Origin of the sequence: Bifidobacterium amazonense, from assembly GCF_018555435.2 — a bacterium.
Taxonomy (GTDB): Bacteria; Actinomycetota; Actinomycetes; order Actinomycetales; family Bifidobacteriaceae; genus Bifidobacterium; species Bifidobacterium amazonense.
In genome coordinates, this window is the sequence record NZ_JAFEJT020000030.1 from 1 (window position 1) to 21868 (window position 21868).

Annotated in this window: 17 protein-coding genes and 3 tRNA genes; 3 read left to right on the forward strand and 17 right to left on the reverse strand. The window is 67.6% G+C overall.

Going from position 1 to position 21868, the window contains the following annotated elements:
- Positions 1–174 precede the first annotated feature (174 nt).
- The 12 genes from fdxA to JS533_RS07985 all read right to left on the reverse strand — a co-directional run bounded on the left by fdxA (position 175) and on the right by JS533_RS07985 (position 12653).
- Entirely contained in the window at positions 175–495 is a 321-nt protein-coding gene (gene fdxA / locus JS533_RS07925) for a ferredoxin (RefSeq protein ID WP_241513898.1), read from the reverse strand.
- Positions 496–572: 77 nt separating this feature from the next.
- Positions 573–2105: an amino acid permease gene (locus JS533_RS07930; protein WP_241513899.1), complete on the reverse strand. Its 1533-nt coding sequence runs from the start codon at positions 2103–2105 to the stop codon at positions 573–575.
- A 372-nt stretch (positions 2106–2477) separates the two neighbouring features.
- A complete protein-coding gene (locus tag JS533_RS07935) occupies positions 2478–3755 on the reverse strand; it encodes an FAD-binding protein (RefSeq protein ID WP_241513900.1) in 1278 nt (425 codons plus the stop codon).
- A gap of 96 nt (positions 3756–3851) precedes the next feature.
- The gene (gene rpmG / locus JS533_RS07940) at positions 3852–4022 is read right to left on the reverse strand and encodes a 50S ribosomal protein L33 (protein ID WP_003814458.1); all 171 of its coding nucleotides are present in this window, start codon (positions 4020–4022) and stop codon (positions 3852–3854) included.
- A gap of 49 nt (positions 4023–4071) precedes the next feature.
- Positions 4072–4145, reverse strand: a tRNA-Met gene (locus JS533_RS07945).
- A 4-nt stretch (positions 4146–4149) separates the two neighbouring features.
- Positions 4150–4221: transfer RNA gene (locus JS533_RS07950), tRNA-Thr, on the reverse strand.
- A 1-nt stretch (position 4222) separates the two neighbouring features.
- Positions 4223–4304: transfer RNA gene (locus JS533_RS07955), tRNA-Tyr, on the reverse strand.
- Between the two features lie 248 nt (positions 4305–4552).
- Entirely contained in the window at positions 4553–8746 is a 4194-nt protein-coding gene (locus tag JS533_RS13720) for a transglutaminaseTgpA domain-containing protein (RefSeq protein WP_338024174.1), read from the reverse strand.
- A gap of 195 nt (positions 8747–8941) precedes the next feature.
- Complete coding sequence (locus JS533_RS07970) at positions 8942–9901, reverse strand: AAA family ATPase (RefSeq protein ID WP_241513901.1); 960 nt, start codon at positions 9899–9901, stop codon at positions 8942–8944.
- A 175-nt stretch (positions 9902–10076) separates the two neighbouring features.
- The gene (gene groES / locus JS533_RS07975; protein WP_033493871.1) at positions 10077–10370 is read right to left on the reverse strand and encodes a co-chaperone GroES; all 294 of its coding nucleotides are present in this window, start codon (positions 10368–10370) and stop codon (positions 10077–10079) included.
- 275 nt (positions 10371–10645) lie between these two features.
- The gene (locus tag JS533_RS07980) at positions 10646–11983 is read right to left on the reverse strand and encodes a hypothetical protein (RefSeq protein WP_241513902.1); all 1338 of its coding nucleotides are present in this window, start codon (positions 11981–11983) and stop codon (positions 10646–10648) included.
- Positions 11984–12017: 34 nt separating this feature from the next.
- Positions 12018–12653: a GNAT family N-acetyltransferase gene (locus JS533_RS07985; protein WP_420838640.1), complete on the reverse strand. Its 636-nt coding sequence runs from the start codon at positions 12651–12653 to the stop codon at positions 12018–12020.
- Positions 12654–12872: 219 nt separating this feature from the next.
- On the opposite strand from JS533_RS07985, the gene JS533_RS07990 reads away from it, so the two are divergent.
- The 3 genes from JS533_RS07990 (at position 12873) to JS533_RS08000 (ending at position 14722) form a co-directional block, all read left to right on the forward strand.
- A complete protein-coding gene (locus tag JS533_RS07990) occupies positions 12873–13484 on the forward strand; it encodes a 5-formyltetrahydrofolate cyclo-ligase (RefSeq protein WP_241513903.1) in 612 nt (203 codons plus the stop codon).
- Positions 13485–13655: 171 nt separating this feature from the next.
- Positions 13656–13847: an FmdB family zinc ribbon protein gene (locus JS533_RS07995; RefSeq protein WP_219058461.1), complete on the forward strand. Its 192-nt coding sequence runs from the start codon at positions 13656–13658 to the stop codon at positions 13845–13847.
- A gap of 134 nt (positions 13848–13981) precedes the next feature.
- Positions 13982–14722 carry an SAF domain-containing protein gene (locus JS533_RS08000; protein ID WP_241513904.1) on the forward strand — a complete coding sequence of 247 codons (741 nt, stop codon included), beginning with the start codon at positions 13982–13984 and terminating at the stop codon, positions 14720–14722.
- Positions 14723–14831: 109 nt separating this feature from the next.
- Here the strand turns inward: JS533_RS08000 and JS533_RS08005 are convergent, their stop codons facing one another.
- From JS533_RS08005 to rplJ, 5 genes are all read right to left on the reverse strand, one after another.
- Positions 14832–15071 carry a hypothetical protein gene (locus JS533_RS08005; protein ID WP_241513905.1) on the reverse strand — a complete coding sequence of 80 codons (240 nt, stop codon included), beginning with the start codon at positions 15069–15071 and terminating at the stop codon, positions 14832–14834.
- Complete coding sequence (locus JS533_RS08010) at positions 15071–18748, reverse strand: helicase (RefSeq protein ID WP_274619213.1); 3678 nt, start codon at positions 18746–18748, stop codon at positions 15071–15073. The genes JS533_RS08005 and JS533_RS08010 overlap by 1 nt, the downstream gene beginning before the upstream one ends.
- A 6-nt stretch (positions 18749–18754) precedes the next feature.
- Positions 18755–20245, reverse strand: a complete 1491-nt coding sequence (locus tag JS533_RS08015) for a variant leucine-rich repeat-containing protein (protein WP_241513906.1) — start codon at positions 20243–20245, stop codon at positions 18755–18757.
- Between the two features lie 306 nt (positions 20246–20551).
- On the reverse strand, positions 20552–20935 hold the full coding sequence (gene rplL, locus JS533_RS08020) for a 50S ribosomal protein L7/L12 (protein ID WP_033493861.1): 384 nt from the start codon (positions 20933–20935) through the stop codon (positions 20552–20554).
- Between the two features lie 111 nt (positions 20936–21046).
- Positions 21047–21568, reverse strand: coding sequence for a 50S ribosomal protein L10 (rplJ, locus tag JS533_RS08025; protein WP_241513907.1), 522 nt, complete (start codon positions 21566–21568; stop codon positions 21047–21049).
- Between the last annotated feature and the right edge of the window lie 300 nt (positions 21569–21868).

Below are 21868 nucleotides of genomic sequence, written 5' to 3' on the forward strand. Positions count from 1 at the left end.
CGTACGGCGATGCGAACGTATGAAAACCCATGATGATCCCTTTGGTTGGCTGGATTGGCGCGATGATATGAGAAAGGCCGCCGCGCGCGGCGACGGCCTTCTCAGACTCGGCGAGCCGAATCGGCTCGGCTCATGCGAATGCGGGAAACGCGGACCGGCCCAAGCCGGCGCGTCTCACTGGTTCTGCGGCGGGAGCGCGGCGACCTGCGCCGGATCCTTGCCGATCGGACCGTGCGCGGAGGCGCCGCCGAAATCGCCGACCTCGGCGAAGAAGTCGATGGCGGCGTCCTTGTACCACGCCCACTCGTCGGGCAGGTCATCCTCGTAGAAGATGGCTTCGGTCGGGCACACGGGCTCGCACGCGCCGCAGTCCACGCACTCGTTCGGATTGATGTACAGCGAGCGGGAGCCCTCGTAGATGCAGTCGACCGGGCACTCGTCCACGCAGGCCTTGTCCTTGACGTCCACGCAAGGCTGAGCGACAACGTATGGCATGGTGTTCTCCTTAGTTCAAGCTCATACCAGCGTAGTCCACAGTTCGGACGCGCTCGGGCGATTCCCCGAAGCGCGCGTCACGCCTTGATGGCGCCGCCCGCCTTGGCGAGCTCGTCGTCCAGCTCCTTGTCGAGTTCGCCGGTGCCGAGCCGCGCGTGGCGGTAGCTGTAGCCGAAGTACACGCAGAAGCCGACGACCAGCCACACCAGGAACCGCACCCAGGTGAGCACCGACAGGTTGAGCATGAGCCACAGGTTGGCGAGCGCGATGAGGATCGGCACCCACGGGTTGCCGGGCATCTTGAACGCGCGCGGCAGCTCCGGGCGCTTCCTGCGCATGATCGGCACAGACAACGCGACCAGCGTGAACGCGGACAGCGTGCCGATGTTCACCATGTCGCTCAGTACGCCGATGTCGAAGAACGCGGCGACGAGCGCGACGACGACGCCCACGCAGATCTGCAGTGCGGCCGGCGTGCCGTGCTTGCCGGTCTTGCTCAGCCCGCGCGGCAGCAGGCCGTCGCGGCTCATCGCGAACACGACGCGCGTCAGGCCGAGCAGCAGCACCATCACCACGGTCGCGAGTCCCAGCACGATGCCGAAGCTGATGATCTTCGCGGCCCAGTTCGCGCCGACCAGCTCGAACGCGGTGGCCAGCGACGGGCTGTCCTGCGCGGCGAGGTCCTTGTACGAGACCATGCCGGTGGTCACGATCGCGACGAGCATGTACATGACGATGATGAGCGCCATGCCGACTCCGATGCCGAGCGGCACGTTCTTCTTCGGGTTGATGGTCTCCTCGGACGCGGTGGCGACCACGTCGAAGCCGATGAACGCGAAGAACACGAGCGCCGCGCCCGACAGGATGCCCGGCACGCCGTAGACGGACGGGGTCATGCCGGTGACGAACTGCCACAGCGGCTGGGTCAGCTCGTTGGTGATCGTCGAGCCGGAGACGGCGGACGCCGGTTCGCTCGGCGGGATGAACGGCGTGAAGTTGGACGCCTTGACGTAGAAGAAGCCGACGATGACGACGAAGAAGACGATGGCGATCTTGAGCACGGTCATCGCGCCGTCGACGCGGGCGCCGATCTTGGTGCCGAAGACGAGCAGCGTGGTGAAGAACGCGACGATGATGATCGGCGCGATGTCGATGTGGAACGAGCCGAACGTGAGGTTCGTGTTCAGGCCCCAGCCCATGAGGCGCATGAAGTCGTTGAGGTACACGCCCCAGTATTTGGAGATGACCGAGCCGGCCATGAGCATTTCGAGGATGAGGTCCCAGCCGATCACCCACGCCATGATCTCGCCGACCGTGGTGTAGGTGAACGTGTACGCGGAGCCGGCCACCGGGATCATCGACGCGAATTCGGCGTAGCACATGACGGCCGCGCCGCACACGACGCCGGCGATCAGGAAGCTGATGATGACGGCCGGGCCGGCGTGGAACGCGGCGGCCTGCGCGCCGACCGAGAAGATGCCGGCGCCGACCGCGACGGCCACGCCCATGATGGACAGATCCCACCATGTGAGATTGCGTTTGAGCGAGCGGCCCTCTTCGCCGGTTTCGGCGATGGTCTGCTCGACTGATTTCGTTCTGAAGATGTGCATGGCCATAGGTTTCGTCTCTTCTCCGTCGATTCGATCCGGCTGGATAAACCGGTTTGTCCGGCTGATTGTCAACAGTCGAGCATAGGCGAAGTCCGTTACATGGCGCAATAGGCGGTTTCGGCGGGCCAGTTCGACGATCGAGAGGCGGATTCGCCGGTTTGTCGAGGTCGGTTTGACGATCGAGAGGCTGTGCGCGAGTGTTCGAGGTCCGGCAGACCGCATTATTCCGGTGTGTTCAGCCGCATACAACGCTTGTTTGCGGCATAATTAGCCTCTCGATCGGCAAACTGACCTCAGCAACAGGCAAAAACAGCCTCTCAATCGGCAAACCGCATCCCGACACGACAACATCCTCTCACGACAAGAGGGAGATCACCGCAGATCAAGGCCGACGACGACCGGCTCGGGGACGAGCCGGACGCCGAACGCCGCTTCGACGCCGTCCTGCACGGTTTTCGCGAGGGCCGCGATGTCGGCAGCTGTCGCGTTGCCGCGGTTGGTCAGGGCGAGCGTGTGCAGCGTGGACAGGCTGGCGCGCGCAGGCTCCCCCGCACCGTCCTCGACGGCGTACCCCTTGTGGAAGCCGGCATGGTCGATGAGCCATGCGGCGGAGGTCTTGACGCCGGGCGTGCCGTCCGGCAGCGTCGCGGCGAATCGCGGCGCATCCTCGGGAAGCCTGGCGGCCGCTTCGGCGGTCAGGATCGGATTCATGAAGAAGCTGCCGCAGCTGTGGCGGTCATAGTCGGGGGCCGGCGACACGGTCCCGTCATCCGCACGATCATTGGATGTGGAAGATCCGGTTGTCACGGCATCGCCGGCGGACCGTGCGGCCTTGCATTGCGCCGCAATGGCGATCGCCACCTGATCCTCGCGCTTGGTGCCGGCCATCGCCGGATTCGCGTACCGACCGGCGTCCTCGAGCATGCCCTTGGCCGCGCGGATCCTGAGCACTTCGCCACGGATCGACTTGGTCTCCATACGGTCGCCGACCTCGACGCCGAGCGCCTTCGCGAGCTGCCCGTAGCCGACGGTGCCGGTCGGACTGTGCCGCAGCGCGAACGTGACCGACAGCACGATGTAGCGCGGGGACGGGAAGAACTCGGCCGCCGGAGTCGCCGGAGCCGCATACATGCTGGCCTTGAGACGGCTCATGCGATAGCCGAAGCCCATGTCCGCTGCGGGAATGTCGAGCGTCTTCTTGTCGCGACGATCCCAGACCTCCACGGATTCGACGGTCGTGGCGACCTCCTGGCCGTACGCGCCGATGTTCTGCACGACCGACGCGCCGACCGTGCCGGGAATGCCGGACAGTCCCTCGACGCCCTCGAGTCCGAGCTCGACGGTGAACGCGACGAAGTCGTCCCAGTTGCAGCCGGCCTCCGCGTTGACGTGCACGATCCGTTCGCCGTTTTCGACCGGGGCGGCCTCGTCGGGCACGGTGATGCGGCGGCGCGCGTCGCGTACGACCACGCCGTTGAACGGCGCGTCAGCCACCAGCATATTGGAGCCGCCGCCGATCACGCACAGCGGCAGGCCGCGTGAATCCGCGTCCTCGACGGCCTCGATGACGCCGACACGCGAAGTGGGTTCGATGAATCGGGCGATTTCGCCGCCCACACCAATCGTGGTGATATCCGCAAAAGAAGTCATGCGACTATCGTACTGCCCCGCCGCCACGCTGCGCAGCACCGGAAATACAAAAAACCCGACCGGGTAGGTCGGGTTTGAAAGCTTGATGAACCGGGCTCAGCGGGTCTCGCGGTGCACGGTCTGCTTGCCGCAACGCGGGCAGAACTTCTTCAGCTCAAGACGATCCGGCGTGTTACGACGGTTCTTGGTCGTGATGTAGTTACGCTCCTTGCACTCGGTGCATGCCAGCGTGATGCCCGGACGGATGTCGGCGCTCTTGCTTGCCATTTGGTTCACCTCTTGTGTTCGTTGTCCATCGGTGTTCTACCGATATTTGTAGCGAGAAAGAGACTCGAACTCTTGACCTTACGATTATGAGTCGTACGCTCTAGCCAGCTGAGCTATCCCGCCAGAGAGCCCCGAGTGAGAATTGGACTCACGACCTCTTCCTTACCAAGGAAGTGCTCTACCACTGAGCTATCGGGGCGTGGCGGATAGTGGATTCGAACCACTGAAGCACGAGGCGACTGATTTACAGTCAGTTCCCTTTGACCGCTTGGGAAATCCGCCATGTCATCTCTGCGACCTAGGTCGTTTTTGACAACTCGACTAATATGCCATAGGTGGCGGACATGCGCAAATCGGAGGCGCTCACGGCGTGTTGCGTTGGAATTCCAACGTTTTCTCACCTACCAAACACCAGGGTCGCTGAAAATACATCCGCGGGATTTTCCGTCTTCGGCTCCCCGGATCGGAGGATCGGAGGAGCCGAAGACGCGAACGACGCCCTTGCGAGGCCCATCACCGCGCACCGGCAATCACCGGCGGCGCAACAGGGACGAGGGCAGCAGGAAGCGGCGCACGCGTCGAAGCCACGTCTGCCCGCGCCCCGTCTCGCGGATGGCCGCAAGCCCGGTCCGCACGGCATCGGATGGCTCTCCCGACCCGCCGGCGGCACCGTCCGCCGCGTCACCGGCAAAGAGCAGCGTCTCGACGCGCCGGGCGTACCCTTCGGCGTCCCCTCCGGCGAACGTGCCGTCGATCAGCCCGCCGATCGTGCGGTCGGTGGCACTGCCGTCCCAGCGCAGCCCGGCGTCCCACGCGCTGTCGCACAGCTCGGCCCAGCCGTTCATCCAGCCACGCCGTCCGCCGCGCCGCACGAGCGCGAGTCGCCGCACGCGACGCAATCGTCTGGCCGCGGCCGGCGTCAGCGACACTATCGCAAGCACGCACAGCACGATCGCCGTCCAGATCGCGGCCGCTAGCCATGGCGAGGCGTCCTCCGGCACGATGCGGCGCGTCGTACCGGAAGTCGCGGCATCGGCCGTCGTCTCGTCGGTCTGATCCTGCGTGGATGTCCCGTCGTCCGTCGTGGCGTCGTCGGTGGTGTCGGACGTGCCGTCGGACGTGGTGCCGCGGTCGATCGTCGGAGTGTCGCCGCTCGACGTGCCGTCGGACGTGGATGTATCGGTCGTGTCGGTCGCATCGGACGCGCTGCCGTTCTCGGTGGTGGCCGGCGTCACGTCGAACGGCACCCACCCGATGTTCTCGATATACGCCTCGGTCCACGCGTGCAGCTGCTTGGCCGCGACCGTGTACGAGCCGCCGACCGAGGGGCCGGCGCCGCGGTTGTAGCCGAGCACGACGCGCGTGGGCACGCCCATCGCGCGTCCGAGCACGGCGAGCGTGGTCGCGTAGTGCGTGCAGTAGCCGGAACGCGTGTCGAGGAAGTCGTTGATGACGTCGAGGTTGGATCGTCCGTCGCCGTCGGGCGCGTTGAGCGAGTACGTGAAGCCGTTCGCCGAATCGGTGAAGTAGTCGACGAGCCACTGCATCGCGGCGACCTGGTGGTCGTAGCCGTCGCCGTCGGTCGCGACGCCGTCGGCCTTGGCCTGTTTGACGAGCGCGGTGACGTTGTCGGGCAGGTCCTCCGGCAGCGAACGGTAGTTCGACCTGGCCCGCACGTTCAGCGCGTCGATCTGGTCGAACGACGACTGCATGTTCGCCGCAAGCTCCTGATCGCTGGCGTTCACGCCGCCGTGGGCCCATCGCAGACTGTATCCGCGCCGGTTCAGCTTGCTTTCGATCTCGTCGTATGCGGCGGCGGACGCGAACGACTCGTTGTCGTATCCGTATTCGTCGCTGGACGTCCGTCCCGTGCCGTCATCGCCCGCCGCGAGTTCGTTCAGATTGCCCTCGTGCACGGCGAGCATGGCCTTCGTCGGATCCTCGGAGGAGATGCCCATGACGATGGTGGTCGAATTCCCGTAGCCGATGCGTTTGCGGAAGTCGACGCTCATCTGCAGTCCCGCGGCGATGTCCGGCTCGGTGCCGGCGCCGTAGGACAGGGAGTTCGAGGACGATGCGGTGCCGATCACGCTGCCGGCCGAATCGTAGACGCTGCCGTCGTCGCCGACGGTCAGCGGCAGGAGCAGCCATTCGCCGTCCCGTTCCGCCACGCCGTCGGACACCAGCTGGTCCCATTGGCCGTCGACGGCATCGTCCTGCGCGGACAGCGTCTCCATGGTGCGCTGCAGGCCTTCCCTGAGCGAGTTGACGGTGCTGATCTGGCGGAATCCGGACGACGAGGAGATCGGTTCGAGCCCGATGCCCTGCGCGCTGTACGTCATGCCGTTGTCGGTGGACGAGTCGCGGCTGTATACGGTCGATCCCGAACGCATCCAGCCGGACACGCCGGTCACGAAGCTGGTCGCGCGCGGCAGCGGCAGGAAACGCGAGCGCAGCGTGGTGATCGTCACGTCGACGTCGGCGTAGAACTGCGACAGGCTGCGGGCCGTGCGCAACGTCTCCGAATCGGCCGTGGTGCCGGTCCGCGCGTCCGTCGAGCCGCCGTACCATGACGACGATGCGGAGCCGATCATCTGCGAGTACAGGAACAGCGGATCGTCGTATTGGAAGAAGAAGCTGTTGCCGTAGTCCTCGTCGGCGTTGTGGCCGAGCTGGATGCCCGCGCCGTACAGTTCGGCGGATTTGGCGAGCGATTCGTCGTAGCTCCACATGTCGCCGTTGAAGTCGTCGAGCGTGGCCATGCGCAGATAGGTGCGGTCGTCGGCCTTGTAGGTGAGCACGGCAGCCGCCGAACCGCTGGTCAGCGACCGTTTGAGATCGACCATCGGGTTGATCGTGTTCGCGGTGAGCAGGCCGGTGGAGTTGCCAATGGCGATCGGCACGGCGTAGGCGAGGTCCATCGCGGACGGCGTGAGCGAGAACACGAGCGCGGCGACGACGGCCGACGCGGTGACCGGCAGGGCCGGCAGCGCGCGTTCGGGTTTGACGGCCCATAGCGTGAGCAGGAACAGCAACGCGACCGCCACGATGCGCCACAGGTCGGTTTCGCGGCCCATGAACGCGTAATCGGCGGCGAACGCGACGGTCGGCACCAGCGCGAAGGCGGGCGCGCACCGGCGTGCGACGAGCAGCAGCCTCACGACGATCACGATCGCCGCGGCCACGGCGAGGAGCACGACGTCGCCGTCCGCGTCGACGCTGACCGGCGGCAGCTGCACGTTGAGTTTGTTGAATCCGGTGACGAAGATGCCGCCGAGGAAGCTCCACGGCGTCACGGATTGCGTGTTCGCGGCGATCTCCTGCGCGGAGGACGCCACCGCGGACGCCGCGGTGGACGCGGTCTGTTCGGCGGATCGCCGCAGCGCCGCGACGTCGAACGCCCACAGCCCGGTGTCCGCATGGACGCGCAGCACGATGAGCACGATCGCCGCGAGCGCGGCCAGCGCGCATGTCGCGAACGTCCGCGCCGCATAGCGCGGTTTCGAGCGGATCGGCAGGTTCGCCTCGGCCGAAGCCAGCGCGAGCGCCACGCCCAGGAACCACGACCACCAGCCGCCGGCGATGATGCTGGTGAGCGAGAGCACGGCGAAGGTGAAGAACGCGATCAGGGCCAGCGCGGTGAACGTGCGGCTGGCGATCGCCGTCCGGCGTCCGACGGCGCGTCGCGCCGGTTCGGCCGCTCCCTGTCTGCGCCCGGCGGGCGCGGCCGTTTCGCCGGCCTTGCCGGCCTTGGCCTCGACAGTATCCGGAGCCTGTACGACCTCCTCGACGTGCAGCTGGTCCTGTCCGACGGTGCGCCGCAGCGCCGCGGCGAGCGAACCTTGCGGATACGGGGTGAGCAGGCGCACGCTGACCACGCCCTGCTGGCGCGCGACGACCTCGCGCACGCGCGCCGCATACGCATGTTCGTCGGCGTCGTCGTCGACGACCGGTATCACGGCGGCCAGCAGCCGGGCCGTGCGGCTCGGCTCGTCGGCCACGCGCACGCCGTCGGTGACGACGAGCCTGCGATGCGCGGACGCGGCCTTCAGCAGCGGCAGCACGCGTTCGACCTGCGCGTCGACCTGCGCGGCCGTGACCGCAACCGCCCCGTCGGGGTCCGGCGACGCGCCGCGCGCGTCAAGCACGACCACGGTGACGGCCTGCACGTCGCGCCCGGTTTCACGGGTCATCAGTTCACCGCGATGCGCGGTGGCCTTCCAGGAAATGAGTTTCGGCGGGTCTCCGGGCGCGTAGTCGCGTACGCCGCCCGTCTCGTCGCTGTGCGACTGGCCCTGCAGCCGCTGGTCGGCGGCCTGCCGGCCGCTGCCGGCCGTCCCGTCGTCATCCGGCAGCACGACGAGCTCGTCACGCTGCGGCATCACACGGGACGCGCCGAACAGGCCGAACGGATCATGCCACCACGTGAACAGCGACACGCACCGGTACAGTCCTCGTTCGGCCGGTCTGTCGCCGACGTACCTCGCAACGACGCGGCCGTCCTGGTCGAGCTTTTCGTACTGCCGACGGGTGCGCACCGATCGCGGCGTGATCAGCGACGCCGAGCCGCGGCCGACAGCCAGCCATTGCGCGACGGCCGTCATCAGCGAGCAGACCCAGACGATCGCCAGCAGCAGCGCGCCCACGACCAGCACACGGTCGTCGAGCATCAACGCCATGAACCAGAACGTGGCGTCGCCCGCCAGCACGACCAGACCGGCCACGCTGGGACGGATCAGCCCATGTCGCCGCCACCGGGCCGAACCGGCGCTGGATGTGCGCGCCGCGCTGCGCCTTCCGCTACGCGACGCTTCCCGAGAGCGGCTCCGGTGCGCCTTGCCCATCATTCCAACCCCCAAATCCCGCCGATCCGGCGTGTCCCAACCATCTGCACGGCACGTGCGCCATGCGCACGCGCGCTACGCGTGCCGCCCGGCGCGCGGTGCCGGCACGGCGTCGACGATCTCGCGGATCACCCGACGCGCGCTGTCCATCGTCGTGGTGCCGTAGCCGACGCCGTCGAGCACCAGTCGATGCGCCAGCACCGGCACGGCGAGCGCCTGCACGTCGTCGGGCACGACGAACATGCGCCCGGCCGCGAGCGCGCGGGCGCGGGCCATGATCGCCAGATGCAGGCTGCCGCGCGGGGAGACGCCGTACCGCACGCCTTCGCGGTCGCGCGTCGCGTCGACCAGCGCGACGATGTAGTCGGCGATCTGCGGCGCGAGCGCGACGTCCGCGACCGATCCGCGCAACGCGCGCATGTCGTCGAGCGAGCAGACCTCGTGCAGCCCCTCAAGTGGCTGCATGACGTGCTCTCCGGTGAGCATCGCGGATTCGACCTCGGCGTTCGGATAGCCGAAGCTCGTGCATGCCATGAAACGGTCCAGCTGTGCCTCGGGCAGCGGGTACGTGCCCTCCAGTTCGATCGGGTTCTGCGTGGCCACCACGAAATACGGGTCCGGCAGCGCGTACGTGGTGCCGTCCACGGTGATCTGCCGTTCGCCCATCGCCTCGAGCATGGCCGACTGGGCCTTCGGGTTCGCGCGGTTCACCTCGTCGGCGATGACGATGTTCGTGAACAGCGGGCCGGGATGGAAGTCGAATCGGCCGGAGCCCTGCGAGTAGATGCTCACGCCGGTCAGGTCGGACGGCAGCAGGTCCGGAGTGAACTGGATGCGGCGCGATTCGCCGCCCATCGCACGGGCCAGCGCGCGCGCCAGCGTCGTCTTGCCCACGCCGGGCACGTCCTCGAGCAGCAGATGGCCGCCCGCCGCGAACGTGCATACGGCGAGTTCGATGACCTCGCGCGGGCATGAGAGCACGTCGTCGAGCGCATCGACCACGTTGGCGATGATGGTCGCGGATGATGTCGTCATTGAATCGTCCTGCATGGCTTCCCCCAGTCGGAATGGTGCATACATCTGTTCTAAGGATATCGTCTCCGACCGGACGGGCGCGCTGAGGGTGAAATCGGACACAAAAAATCCCGCCCGGCGGGTTGCCGGACGGGATTCCCAAGCCAGTGCGCCATGCGCAGGTCTGAGCGGGAGCTCAGCCGAGGATGGCGAGGATGTCGCGGGCGGAGACGATCAGGTAGTCCTCGCCCTCGTAGTGCACCTCGGTGCCGCCGTACTTGGAGTACAGCACCTTGTCGCCGACCTTGACGTCCATCGGGATGCGCTCGCCCTTGTCGTCACGACGGCCCGGGCCGACGGCCAGGACTTCGCCCTGCTGCGGCTTCTCCTTGGCGTTATCCGGGATGTACAGACCGGAAGCGGTCTGGGTCTCGGCCTCGGCCTGCTTGACGATGATCTTGTCCTCCAACGGTGTGAGCTTGATCGACACTGTAGGTCACCTCGTATCTAGAAAATCCAGTATGTCCGCGCCAGAAGTCCGCCGAAGAGGCTGACGATCACTTCGCGTCGTTCCTTCGCGCTGGTACACATCGTAGCGCGCTTTTTAGCACTCTGCCAACTCGAGTGCTAACGCTGAGAGTGAAACGGCGCGACACGGCACGCTCCGGCGGAGTTCCGCGGAGTCCGATGATACGAAAAACCGGGCCCTTCCCTTGGGAAAGACCCGGTTGGACGGTCTTGTGTGGTCCGGCCCGTCGCACCCGGTCAGGCGGAGCGGCGGGACAGGATCGCGTCCAGTCCGACGCTGAGCGACTCGGCGGTCGCCTCGGGTGCGTCGACGTCGCGGTTGATCTCCGCGGCGTGGAACGCGGCGGTGTCGCTGAGCGGAGCGGTCTGCGCGTCGGACGCCGGCCGGGATTCCGCGGCGTCGGCCTGCGGCTCCTGTTCGGGCTGCGCGGCGTCGGCCTGCGTACCCGGTTCCGCGGCCGCGTCAACAGCCGCATCGGCGGAGGCGTCGGCCTGCGACTGATCCTCCTGCTCCACCGGGACGGCCTTGGCGACCTGCTTGGTCGACTTGATCTCGAGGCTTTCCGGCGTCTGCGACTTCAGTTCGATGCCGTTGCGCGGCGCGCCGAGCGAGAACGAGATCAGGTCCGGCGACGAGGCCATGTCGACCGCGTCCAATGCGCGCGACGGACGCACGCTGCTCAGCTCGTTGGTCTCGTCGGACGCCTCCACGCCGGAAACGGCCTCTGCAACCGTTTGCGGACGCATCTCGTCGACCGGGCGGACCGGCTGGGCCGCGGCCGCAGCCTGCTGGGCCTCGGCCAGCGCACGTGCCTGCTCGCGGGCCGCCTCCTCGGCCGCCTGACGCTCGGCCTCCTGGCGACGGGCCGCACGCCGGGCCTCACGGGCCGCGAGCGCACGCGCCTGCTCCTCCTGCGCCTCGCGCAGGGCACGGCGGATCTCACGCTGTTCCATCACGTCGGTGGCGGGCTCCCCCGTCTGCGCGCCTTCGGGAACCGGTTCCTTGGACCGGCCCGCACCGACCTGCGCCGCATTGGCGGCTCGCCCGACCGCACGGGCCTCCTGCATGGCCTTGTCGTGCGCGGCCTTGCGCTGCCTGCGCCGTTCGGCCGCCACCTTGCGCTCCCATTCGCGCGCCTGCGCCGAGGCATGCACGCCGAGCGCCAGCACCGTGGCCAGGGCCGCGGCGGGGATCAGGGCGAACAGCGGGCTGAAATGCAGCGGGAAGGAGATCGCGAGCACCACGACGGCGATCGTTAGCAGAGACACGACGACAATACGGCGGCGGCGGATCGCGGCACGGCGCAACTGACGCACATGAGCGACGTGCTCCGGCGTGTACTTCGCGTTCCGCGTCTGGTCTGCCATAATAATCCCTTTCGCCTGCGGCGTATGTTCATCGGAAAACCTCGTACCGTCGTCCATCTCGACCAGATGAAGCGACGACGAATACCTGTCCTCGCGGTGCTCCGCCACTTTTCTCATGCCCTTCGCCGTCCGCACAGGCAGCCAGCCGACCATGATGATGATCACGATCACCAGTACGACGATCGTACTCAGCGATTCGTAACTCATGCACCCAAGAATAGGAGAACGGGCGCACAAATCGTCATATTGCCCCCGGGCGTGTCGAATCGGCGGCATACCGCCGCAGCAGACGCGCCGCGAACCCGGCGCCGTCGGCGTCCTCGGCGAGCAGGCTGTACGTTTCATGGTCCCGCCAACGGCCGTTGATGTACATGTATCCCGGCCGCACGCCCTCGTAATGCGCGTCCAGCTTCTCGGCCACGCGTTTCGACCGCGCGTTCTCGGGCAGGATCGCGATCTCCAGCCGGTGCAGGCGGGGTCCGGACGGGTCGTAGAACGCCCAGTCGGCGAGCATGGCCACGGCGAGCGGCGCGTACCCGTGCCCGGCCTGCCGCTGGTCGACCCAGTAGCCGACCACGCCGGTGCGCATCGCGCCGTAGCTGATCGCGCCGAGCGAGATCTGCCCGACGATGCGCATGTTGCGTTCGATCGCGAACAGCGCGCCGGTGCCGTTCGCCTCGCTCTGCCGCTGACGCTGGATCCACATCGCGAACGTGAGCGGCGAGCCGTGCATCGGGTCGCCGGAATCCCATGGGGCGAGCCAGTCGCGGTTGCACCAGCGCACGGTGTTCCACTCGTCCTCGTCGTCCATGGTCATCGGGCGCAGACGGATCGGCGGCTGCGGGCCGGATGCGGGGGCCGGCAGCCCGGCCGGCATGTGGATGGCTGGCGCGGCCGGATGGAACGCGCCGAACAGGGACTGGAACACTGACACGTCCCCTATTGTGCCACGCCGCGGCCTGCGTCGTGCGTTTCCGCGTCGCGCGCCACGCATCGCCCACGGATCCGCGGCACGCGCCCGCATCGGACGCACGCGCATCCCGACCGTTACGGAACGTACGGTCCCGCCGATACCAAGGAGTGATAGAACTGCCCTATGGATTCGATGGATATGGACAAGAAGTCGCTGCGCCACACGACGATCGCCCGGCGCAAGCAGGTGCCGGCCGACGAGCGCACGCTGGCCGGCGACCGGCTGGCCGTCGCGGCCGAGCCGCTGCTCGCCGGATTGCGCCCCGGCACGACCGTCGCCGCATACGTGTCGATGGGCAGCGAGATTCCGATGACCCCGCTGCTGCGACGGCTGCTGGCGACCGGCTGCCGCGTGCTCGTGCCGCGTCTGGGCCGCGGTCTGGACGTCGGCTGGGGCGAGCTGCCGTCGCTGGACGAACTGCATGACATGACCGGCGACGTCGCGAATGGACGATCCTCCCGTCCGCAGGAGCCGGACGGCGAGACGCTCGGCATGGACGCGCTGGCCGAGGCGTCGCTGGTGATCCTGCCCGCGCTGCTGGCCGATGCGACCGGCACCAGGCTCGGCCGCGGCGGCGGCTGGTACGACCGTGCGCTGGAGCATCGTGCCCCGGACGCGACCGTGGCCGCGGTCTGCTGGCAGTGGGAGGTCGTGGACCGGCCGCTGCCCCGCGAGGCGCATGACGTGCCGGTCAACGCGATCCTCACCCCGGAGGGGCTGCGCCGACTCGGCTGACATGCCAGCGTCCGGTCGCGTACCGGAGCACCGGAGCCCATTCGCCCTGCGAGATGGACGGGCCGCCCGCATCTTTCCTGTCGGCGCGGCGATTAGGATATGAAACCGTTGAATACCGTGCGCCCGCGGGCGCATTCGAATGCATTCCAGACGCTTGTTGGAGGAACAATCATGCCTACGTACCATTACCGTTGCAAGAACTGCAACTACGATTTCACCGAGCAGCAGTCGTTCACCGACGACCCGATCACCGTCTGCCCGAAGTGCGGCGAGGAGCAGGTCCGCAAGGTCTACTCCGCCGTGCCGATCGAGTTCAAGGGCAGCGGATTCTACCGCACCGACGGCGCCTCCCACTCCAAGTAAGGCGCCCGGGCCATCCGGTCGGCCGGCCGAATGTGGACGATTGTGGACGGCCGGTTGTGGATAACCTCCGACCATTCGACCACAGACCCCGGTTCCGCTTGCGCGGAACGTGCCAATCCGTCATCATGCCAGTCATGATGACGGATTTTTTCGTTCGGGGGCGCAGCGGCTCCCGCTCATCCCGCGCCAACGCGGCACGCGGCGGCCCGCGTCGGCGCCGGACCATGCGGCTCATGCGCCGGTGGCTGTCCGCGCTGTGCGCCGGACTGGCCGTGTTCGCCGCGCTGTCGTGCGTGCTGGAGACGGCCGAGACCCGGCGGATCCTCGTCGCCGCATCCGATATCGCACGCGGTTCGTCGGTCGACGGCACGCGACTGCGCATGATCGAAGTGCCCGCGCACGCCGTCTTCGACGCCGTGGTCGATTCGACCGCGGAACTGGACGGGGACGCCGTCGCGCAGGTGGACATCGCCGCGGGCCAGCCGCTGTTCCGGTCGATGATCGGCACGCGTCCCGCCGTTCCGGACGGTCACGCCGTGGTCGAGGTCCGTCTGTCCAGCGCACCCGACGCGCTGACGGCCGGCGAGACGATCGCGCTCGCCTCGGCCCACGGCTGCGCGCACGCCGACGACGCAGACGGCGACGCGGCCGACGGCACGGCCGATCGCGACGGTTCCGGGCAGCTCGAACCGGACGCCGTCGCGTCATGCACGCTGACGTCACAGGCCATCGTCGTGGCCCTGCCCGCCGGATCGTCCGTCGACGATCCGTCACGCACCGGCTCGGCGAACCTCGTCTCCCTCGCCATGCCCGCCGACGACGCCATGCGCGTCCTGACCGCGCAGGAATCCGGCCCGGTCATCGCCGTTCGTTGAACACGACCCAATGAGCTGAGCCGTTAAACGGAAAGCCCAGTGGGCTTTCCGTAGGCGAAGTGAGCGACTGCGCACAGGCAGTCGCGAAGGCCGCCTCATTGGGCTGTGTTCAACGTCTTTCATTGAACACAGCCCAATGAGGCGGCAGTTCGCCGAGGATGCGCCTGTCGTCGTCGGCCTCGCGCTGACGTTCGGTGACCATGTCGCCGGGCTCGAGCTTGACGCCGTCGGCGTCGAAGCGCTCGGTGCCGTGGAAGACGACCCGACGGTGCTTGCGCGGCGTGCGACGGCTCGCGTCGTAGGAGGGCGCGGCCTCCCCCGCGCGTCCGGCCCCGTCCGTTCCCGCCATCACCGGTTCTCCTGGTAGATCTCGCTGATGCGCGAGACGATGTGGTCCACTTCCTTGTCCGGGTTGACGAACGCGGCCACGCTCCACACGCTCATCACGGCCCAGCCGAGCGAGGCCATGTCCTGCATCATCAGACGGTGGCGTTCGCGCGTGGACTGCGTGCTCATGAACTGCACGTCGTCGGTGAGCACGGCGAGCGCGAACGGCTTGTCCTTGACGCCCACGACCATCGGGATGCGCAGCCCGCGCTCGTAGCCGTAGTTGACGGCCACGTTGAGCCCGCGTGCGCGAAGACGTTCGGCAAGGTCGTCGAACAGCACGTTGCCGGTGGTCGTCTCCCCCGTGCCCGGCGCGGCGGCGGAGCCGTCGAGCCCGTCGGCCCAGGCGAGCAGCGTCTTGAGCAGCCTCGGTCCGGGCTGGTGGATGCGTTCGTCGTCGAGGTCGTCGGCGAGGAACGTGGACGTGATGTCCACGTTGCGGTCGGCCAGCGCGAGCGCATCGAGCAGCAGGCGCTGCCCGCAGTCGCCCTCGAGCGGACCGAACTGCTGCAGCAGCCGGCCGTGCGTGGTCTTCGCGTAGCACAGCGCGAGAATCACGTCGGTGGCGTGCGCCCCCGCGACCTCGTTGACGTTCACGATGCGCACGTGCCGCAGGAAGCGGCCCATGTCCTTGTCGCGCGCGGCGAGCGACTTCAGCTCGGCGCCGAGCCGCACACGGAACGTCTCGGTCAGGCTGACGACGGTGAGCACGTAGCTGGCCGGCACGATCGTGAACGTGGCCGCGCGGTTGACGATGAGCTGGACGACCTGTTCGATCTCCTGCTGGCTGGATTCGACCAGCCCGCTCGACATGACCGGCACGCCGGAGCCCTCGACGTGATGGAAGCGCACCGATCCCTGCTTGATGGCCACGTCGTGGCGCACGTTGCCGTACCCGTGCGTTTCGAGGAACGCGGTAAGCCTGGGCGAGCGACGCACCGGATGCGACGGCGCCTCGACGCTCGGCAGCAGCGAGATCAGCCTGGCGAGCGACGCCGAGGTGACGGTGTTGCGGTGCGCGAGCACGACGACGTGGCGCGTGCGCGCGACGATCGTGAGCAGTTCGACGGCCGGCATGTGCGCGCCCGCGTCAATGATCGCGACGTCGGCGATCGGCTCGGTGCCGGTGAGCGCGGCCAGCGTGGCCGGCGTGGCGATCAGGATCGGCTTGGCGGCGGCGATGATCTGCGGGCAGTCGCGACGCACGCGGCTGAACGAGACGCGCGAGCCGCCGGCCAGCGTCGTATGCAGCTGGTTGGCCTCCTGCGTACGCGAGAACAGCAGGTCCGAAAGCCGGCGCATGGATTCCTGCGCGACCATCGGGCCGATCGAGCGCACGTGTTCGATGTCGACCTGCGCGAACCGGTCGGCCGCGGCCTGCATGGCCGAACCGTCCTGGTTCGAGATGATCGCGGACGCGTGCACGATGTCCTCGAACACGGTCGTCCACCATGCCAGCTGGAGTTCCCCGGCGACCGCGTCGAGCGCGACGCGACGGTTGCGCAGGTCGTCGACGAGTTCGGTCAGGCCGGCGGTGCGGAACTCCTGCTCGAGGCAGTAGCGTTCGGGCAACGTGTCGAGCGCGCGGCGGTCCTCGTACAGGGCCTTGAGCCGCTCCTCCACGTCGTTGAAGTCGGCCGTTTCGAGGCTGCCGCCGCCGGGCGTGGTGGCGAGCACCGTGTTGAGCGCGGTGATGCCGGAGGCGAGCGCGTCCTGCGTGTCGATGATGTCGTCGAGACGCCCCGGAAGCACGGGCCAGCCGCCGCGGGGCACGAACATGTGCCACTGGTCGGCCTGCTTGGCCACGACCTTGAGCGCCTCGTGCAGGTTCTCGACCTGCGCGCCGACGCGCAGCAGGCTCTTCGCCTCCTTGATGTGGCGGCGGCGCTCCCAGAAGCCCATGCCGGAGCCTTCGGCCTTGCGGTCGGCCTTGGGCTTGGTCGCCTCGATCATCGAGGCGATGTCGCGTTCGAAGATCTCCGGCTGGAACACGTCGAGCACGCGGCGCAGGTTCTTGAGCACGGTGACCTGGCGGCCCCATTCGCGCGCGGTGGTCGGCACGGGGAACCCGCAGGTCTGCACGGTGGTGGTCACCTGTTCGCGCGTGGCCGGCAGCAGCTTGTTGAGCAGGTCGACGACGTGCTGGTAGGCGTCCACGGCCTCCTGCTCGCTGTTGAGCGAGGCGCCGAACCAGACGGTGTCGTCGGGGCCGATCGTGTATTCGCCGAGTTCGCCGGCGCGCTGCAGCTTGGCGGCCCACTCGTCGAGATGGCCGCCGAGCGACTGCGCGGTGGCGCGGCTCAGTCGCACGCGCGTGGCCGGATGCGTCGGCTTGGCGGCGATGTTGGCGAGGTTCTGGATGGTCTGGTAGGCGCTCACGCCCCAGCGTTCGCTCACGCCGTGCAGGTCGCCGAGGTAGCGGGTCAGGCGCGAGCGCACGCCGACGAGCTCGTCGGCCAGCTGGTCGAAGCGCGACGAGGCGACGCCCGGCTGGAAGCCGACGGCGGCGATGAGCTGGCGGTCGATGCTGGCGGCGGCGCGTTCGTCGGCGATGTCGAGCAGCTGCCCGCCCATCTCGTTGGCGCTGACGGCCTGCACGAACCGGCGCTTCTGTTCGGCCACGCACGGCACGTAGAGCACGGTGTGGCCGTTCATCACGCAGCGCGACGCGACGGCCGCGGCCTGGTCGGCGGTGTCCTTGCCGACCTCGCCGTCGATGAACAGGCTGTGTCCGGCGGCGGCCATGTTGGCCGCGTACCGCACGGTGTTGTCGACGTCGCCGATCTCGTATTCGGTGTGCGGATCGGCGTCGAACGGGCTGTATTCGGGCATGGTCGCGTGCGTGAGCGCGTCGGCCGCGTCCGGATATCCGGCGAGCGCGTCGAGCAGCCCGTTGCCGCTGGGGGCTTCGGCGAGCTGGTCGATGATGCGCTGGCTTTCGGCGAGGATCATCGACGACGGGTCGACGAAGCAGCCGAGGATGATGTGCCGTTCGACGGAGAAGTCGGGGAACGCCTCGGACACGCGGTCGGTGATGAGCGCGAACACGGCGGACGTGTCGGGCACGCCGTTGGCGTAGTTGGAGGCGTCGAACAGGTCTTCGGCGGTGAGCGTGATGTGCTGCTCGCGCATCACCGACGTGAACGCGGTGTTGAGCTCCACGCGTCCGGTGAAGCGGATGGTGAACTGGGGCTCGTTTTTGCCGTCCACGCGCGTCACGTCGACCGGGTAGAGCAGCACGGGCATCTGGTTGCCGCCCCAGCTGGCCACGCCTACGGCCAGGGAGAGTTCGGCGACGCCGCTGAAGCGCATCTTCGCGGTTTTGTCGTCGAGCACGCGTTCGATGCGCCGGCCGGCGGCGCGCAGCATGCCGCTGTCGCGGAACAGCGCCTCGAGCGGCGCGTGCCCGCTGGCGAACAGCTGGGCGATGCCGGAGGGGTGCGCATGGGTCAGGTCGAGCTGCGCGCTCAGCTGGTTGATGTCCTCGAGCGGCGACGGCGCGAGTCCGGCGCGGTACTGTTCGCGCCACGAACGCAGGTCGGCGAGGGTGCGCGCGGCCGGCGCGACGGTCGTGTCGATCACGATCGGCTCGGCGTTCTCGGCCGCGCCGTTGGGGGTGTTGGCGTTGCTTTCGCTCATCTCAACTCACTTCCCTGCCGCTTTGCGGTAGTCCTGGTATCCCGGATTGTCGGCCAGCGCGGCGTCCACGTCGGCGTTGCCCTGTGCCACGAGCCATGCGTACAGGTCGTCGTACAACGACGGGTTCATGGCGAGGAACGGCAGCAGCTGCGGATAGCGGGCCATCGCGAACTGGGTGCTGAAGTCGGTGGTGCGCTTCGCGTCGTCGGACGTGAACCCGTTGACCTCGATCGCCGGCTCCGGCTTGCGGAATTCGCCTCTCGACACGCGGTCGAACACGGATCCGGGCTCGAACGCGGGCGTATAGGCCTGCGCCGTCATGCTCGTCTGCGTTGTCGCGCTCGTCTGAGCCGGGACGTTCTCGGTCGTGGCCGTCTGCGTCGCGGCCGGTTCCGTCGCGGTGCCGGCCGGCTCGTCGGCGGTCGTCTGCGCAACGGACGCGGCGTCTCCCGCCGGTTCCGTCTCCTGCGTCGCGGACACGGCCGGCTCGTCGGTCCGGGCATCCGTCGGCGCGTCATGCAGCGCGTACTGCGCGACGAAATCGGCCGCATACGCGGCAGTGCGTTCCGCCGGCGTCTCGCGTACGACCGGCTGCTCGCCGGTCATCGCGACGTGCTGGTCGATGGACGGCTGCGCGGCCGGCAGGTCCGTCGGCTGCGTCTCGGCCGGCTCGCGGTGCGGACGCTGCGCAATCACCGAGATCGGCATCAGCCGGTCGGCCGGCGACCCGTTGTCCGTCTTCAGCACGGACGATTCGGCCGGAGGCACGACGGGTTCGACCGCGAACGGCTGCGCGTCGGGAATGTCCGCCGAATCGGCCATCGCGTCGACGAACAGGTCGCGCGGCTCGCGCGACGGCGTGGGCATGACGTTCAGCGGCACGGTTTCGGGCATGCCTTCGGGTTCGTCGTGGATCGGACGCATCGGCGTGAAGCTGCGCAGCGACGCGGCCTTGAGTTCGCTGGCGCGACGCGAGACGCTGCCCGCGTCGAACATGCTGGTCGGCTCGCCGGCGCGCAGGTCGAGAATATCGTCGACGGACAGTCCGGACGCGTCCGGTTCCGGCTTGGCGTCGCCGACCGCGTATTCGAACAGGTCGGCGACCGGCTGTTCCGGCTCGGGTTCGGCCGGCTCGTCGACCATGACGAAATCGACCGGAACGTCGCCGAACTGCATGCGCACGGCGGTCGACGGCAGCGGGAACTCGGCGTCGGCGGGCAGCCGGATCAACTGGCCGTCGTCGCGCACCATGTACGTGCCGTTCGTCGAATGCATGTCGCGCAGCGTGGCCGAGCCGTTGAGCGCGACGGAGAAGACCGCGTGACGCTTCGACATCGAACGCGTCTCGTCTGGCACCTCGAAGCGCGGGGTGCCGTCGTCGGCAAGCGGACGGATCGGCCGGCGACCGATCTCCAGGCTCTCCGACGGCGCGACGCTTACCTGATCACAGCCCTTGACTCTCACCAACCACTTGCGAGACCGCTGTTCCTCACTCACCGCGCCAGCCTTCCTTTCATTCACGTACAGGGCACGCCGCGCCCCTTGCTATGTGCCATTGTGTCATGTTTCACGGCGATTCGCGTGTCATTGCGGCACGGGCGACACGAAAAAGACGACGTTGCCCACCATCATCGCACGACCCTTGGCCGCGCCGCACTGTGACCCGACCGGGCCGTCTTGGATGCCGGCCGCGGATGCCTGCCACGGATAACGGAAAACCCCGCCGCACCGGCGAACCGGGCAACGGGGTTTTCACACAAGCTGTACAAGCCGTGTAATGTGCGGGATTCCCTCCCGCGGTCATTACTTGAGCTCGACGGTGGCGCCAGCCTCTTCCAGCTGAGCCTTGGCCTTCTCGGCGTCTTCCTTCTTGGCCTTCTCGAGGATGGCCTTCGGAGCGCCGTCCACCATGGCCTTGGCCTCGGCGAGGCCGGCGTTGGTGATGGCCTTGACGGCCTTGATGACCTGGATCTTCTTGTCGCCGACAGCGGTCAGGACGACGTCGAACTCGGTCTTCTCTTCCTCTTCGGCGGCAGCGCCCGGAGCGGCGACGGCGGCGACGGCGGCGACCGGAGCGGCAGCCTCGACGTCGAACTTCTCCTCGAAGGCCTTGACGAACTCGGAGAGCTCGACGAGGGTCATTTCACCGAAAGCTTCCAGCAGCTCTTCGTTGGTGTACTTAGCCATGATGGCTTCCTTTCATTCTGGCGGCGGTCTGCGCTCTCGTGTGTGCGCCGGCGCGTCGTCTCAATGTTTTGTTTGTTTTCCGAATGGTTCATGCGGCGAGCCGCATGGGGATCAAGCTGCCTTTTCCTGCTTCTCGCGCAGGGCGTCGATCGTACGCACGGCCTTGGTCGGCAGAGCGACGAACAGGTACGCGGCCTTGGAGGTCGTGGCCTTGAGGTCGCCGGCGAACTTGGACAGCAGCTGCGGGCGAGACATCATGTCCGCCAGCTTGGCGGCAGACTCGCCATCGTAGACGGTGCCATCGGCATAGCCGCCCGAGATAACGAGAGCCTTGTTGGTCTTGGCAAAGTCACGCAGGACCTTCGCAGCCTCAATGAAGTCGCCCTTCACGAAGGTGATGGCGGTCGGGCCCTTGAGCAGGTCGTCGAGACCCTCAATGCCCGCTTCCTTGGCGGCGATACGCGCCAGCGTGTTCTTAGCCACAGTGTAGGAAGTATCGCGGCCTAGCTTTTCGCGCAGTTCGGAAACCTGCGGAACGGTAAGCCCGCGGTACTCGGTCAGGTAGACGGCATCGGCGTTACGGAACTGCTCCGTAAGCTGAGCGACCACCGCTTCCTTTTCGGGCCTCTTCATGGCGTTCCTTCCTAGATCGGCCGTTGATCCTCGCCATTCGGAACGTCTCGTCAATCGTCGGGCAATAAAAAAGCCCTGCGCACAGGCAGAGCAACATTCGACCGCGTCTTGCGACGTGCGGCAACCCGCGAACGGGCGACCATCTCTCAACCTGCGCTGGCTTGGCGAACCAAACTTCGTGGAGCTCACGCTCCAAACCAACGGTCTGTGGTTTACGAGTGAATAAAATACGCCCGGGTTCCGACTTTCGTCAAACCCGGGCGTGTCGCTTCCTTCCCTTGTCAGGAGAGCCGACGTCGC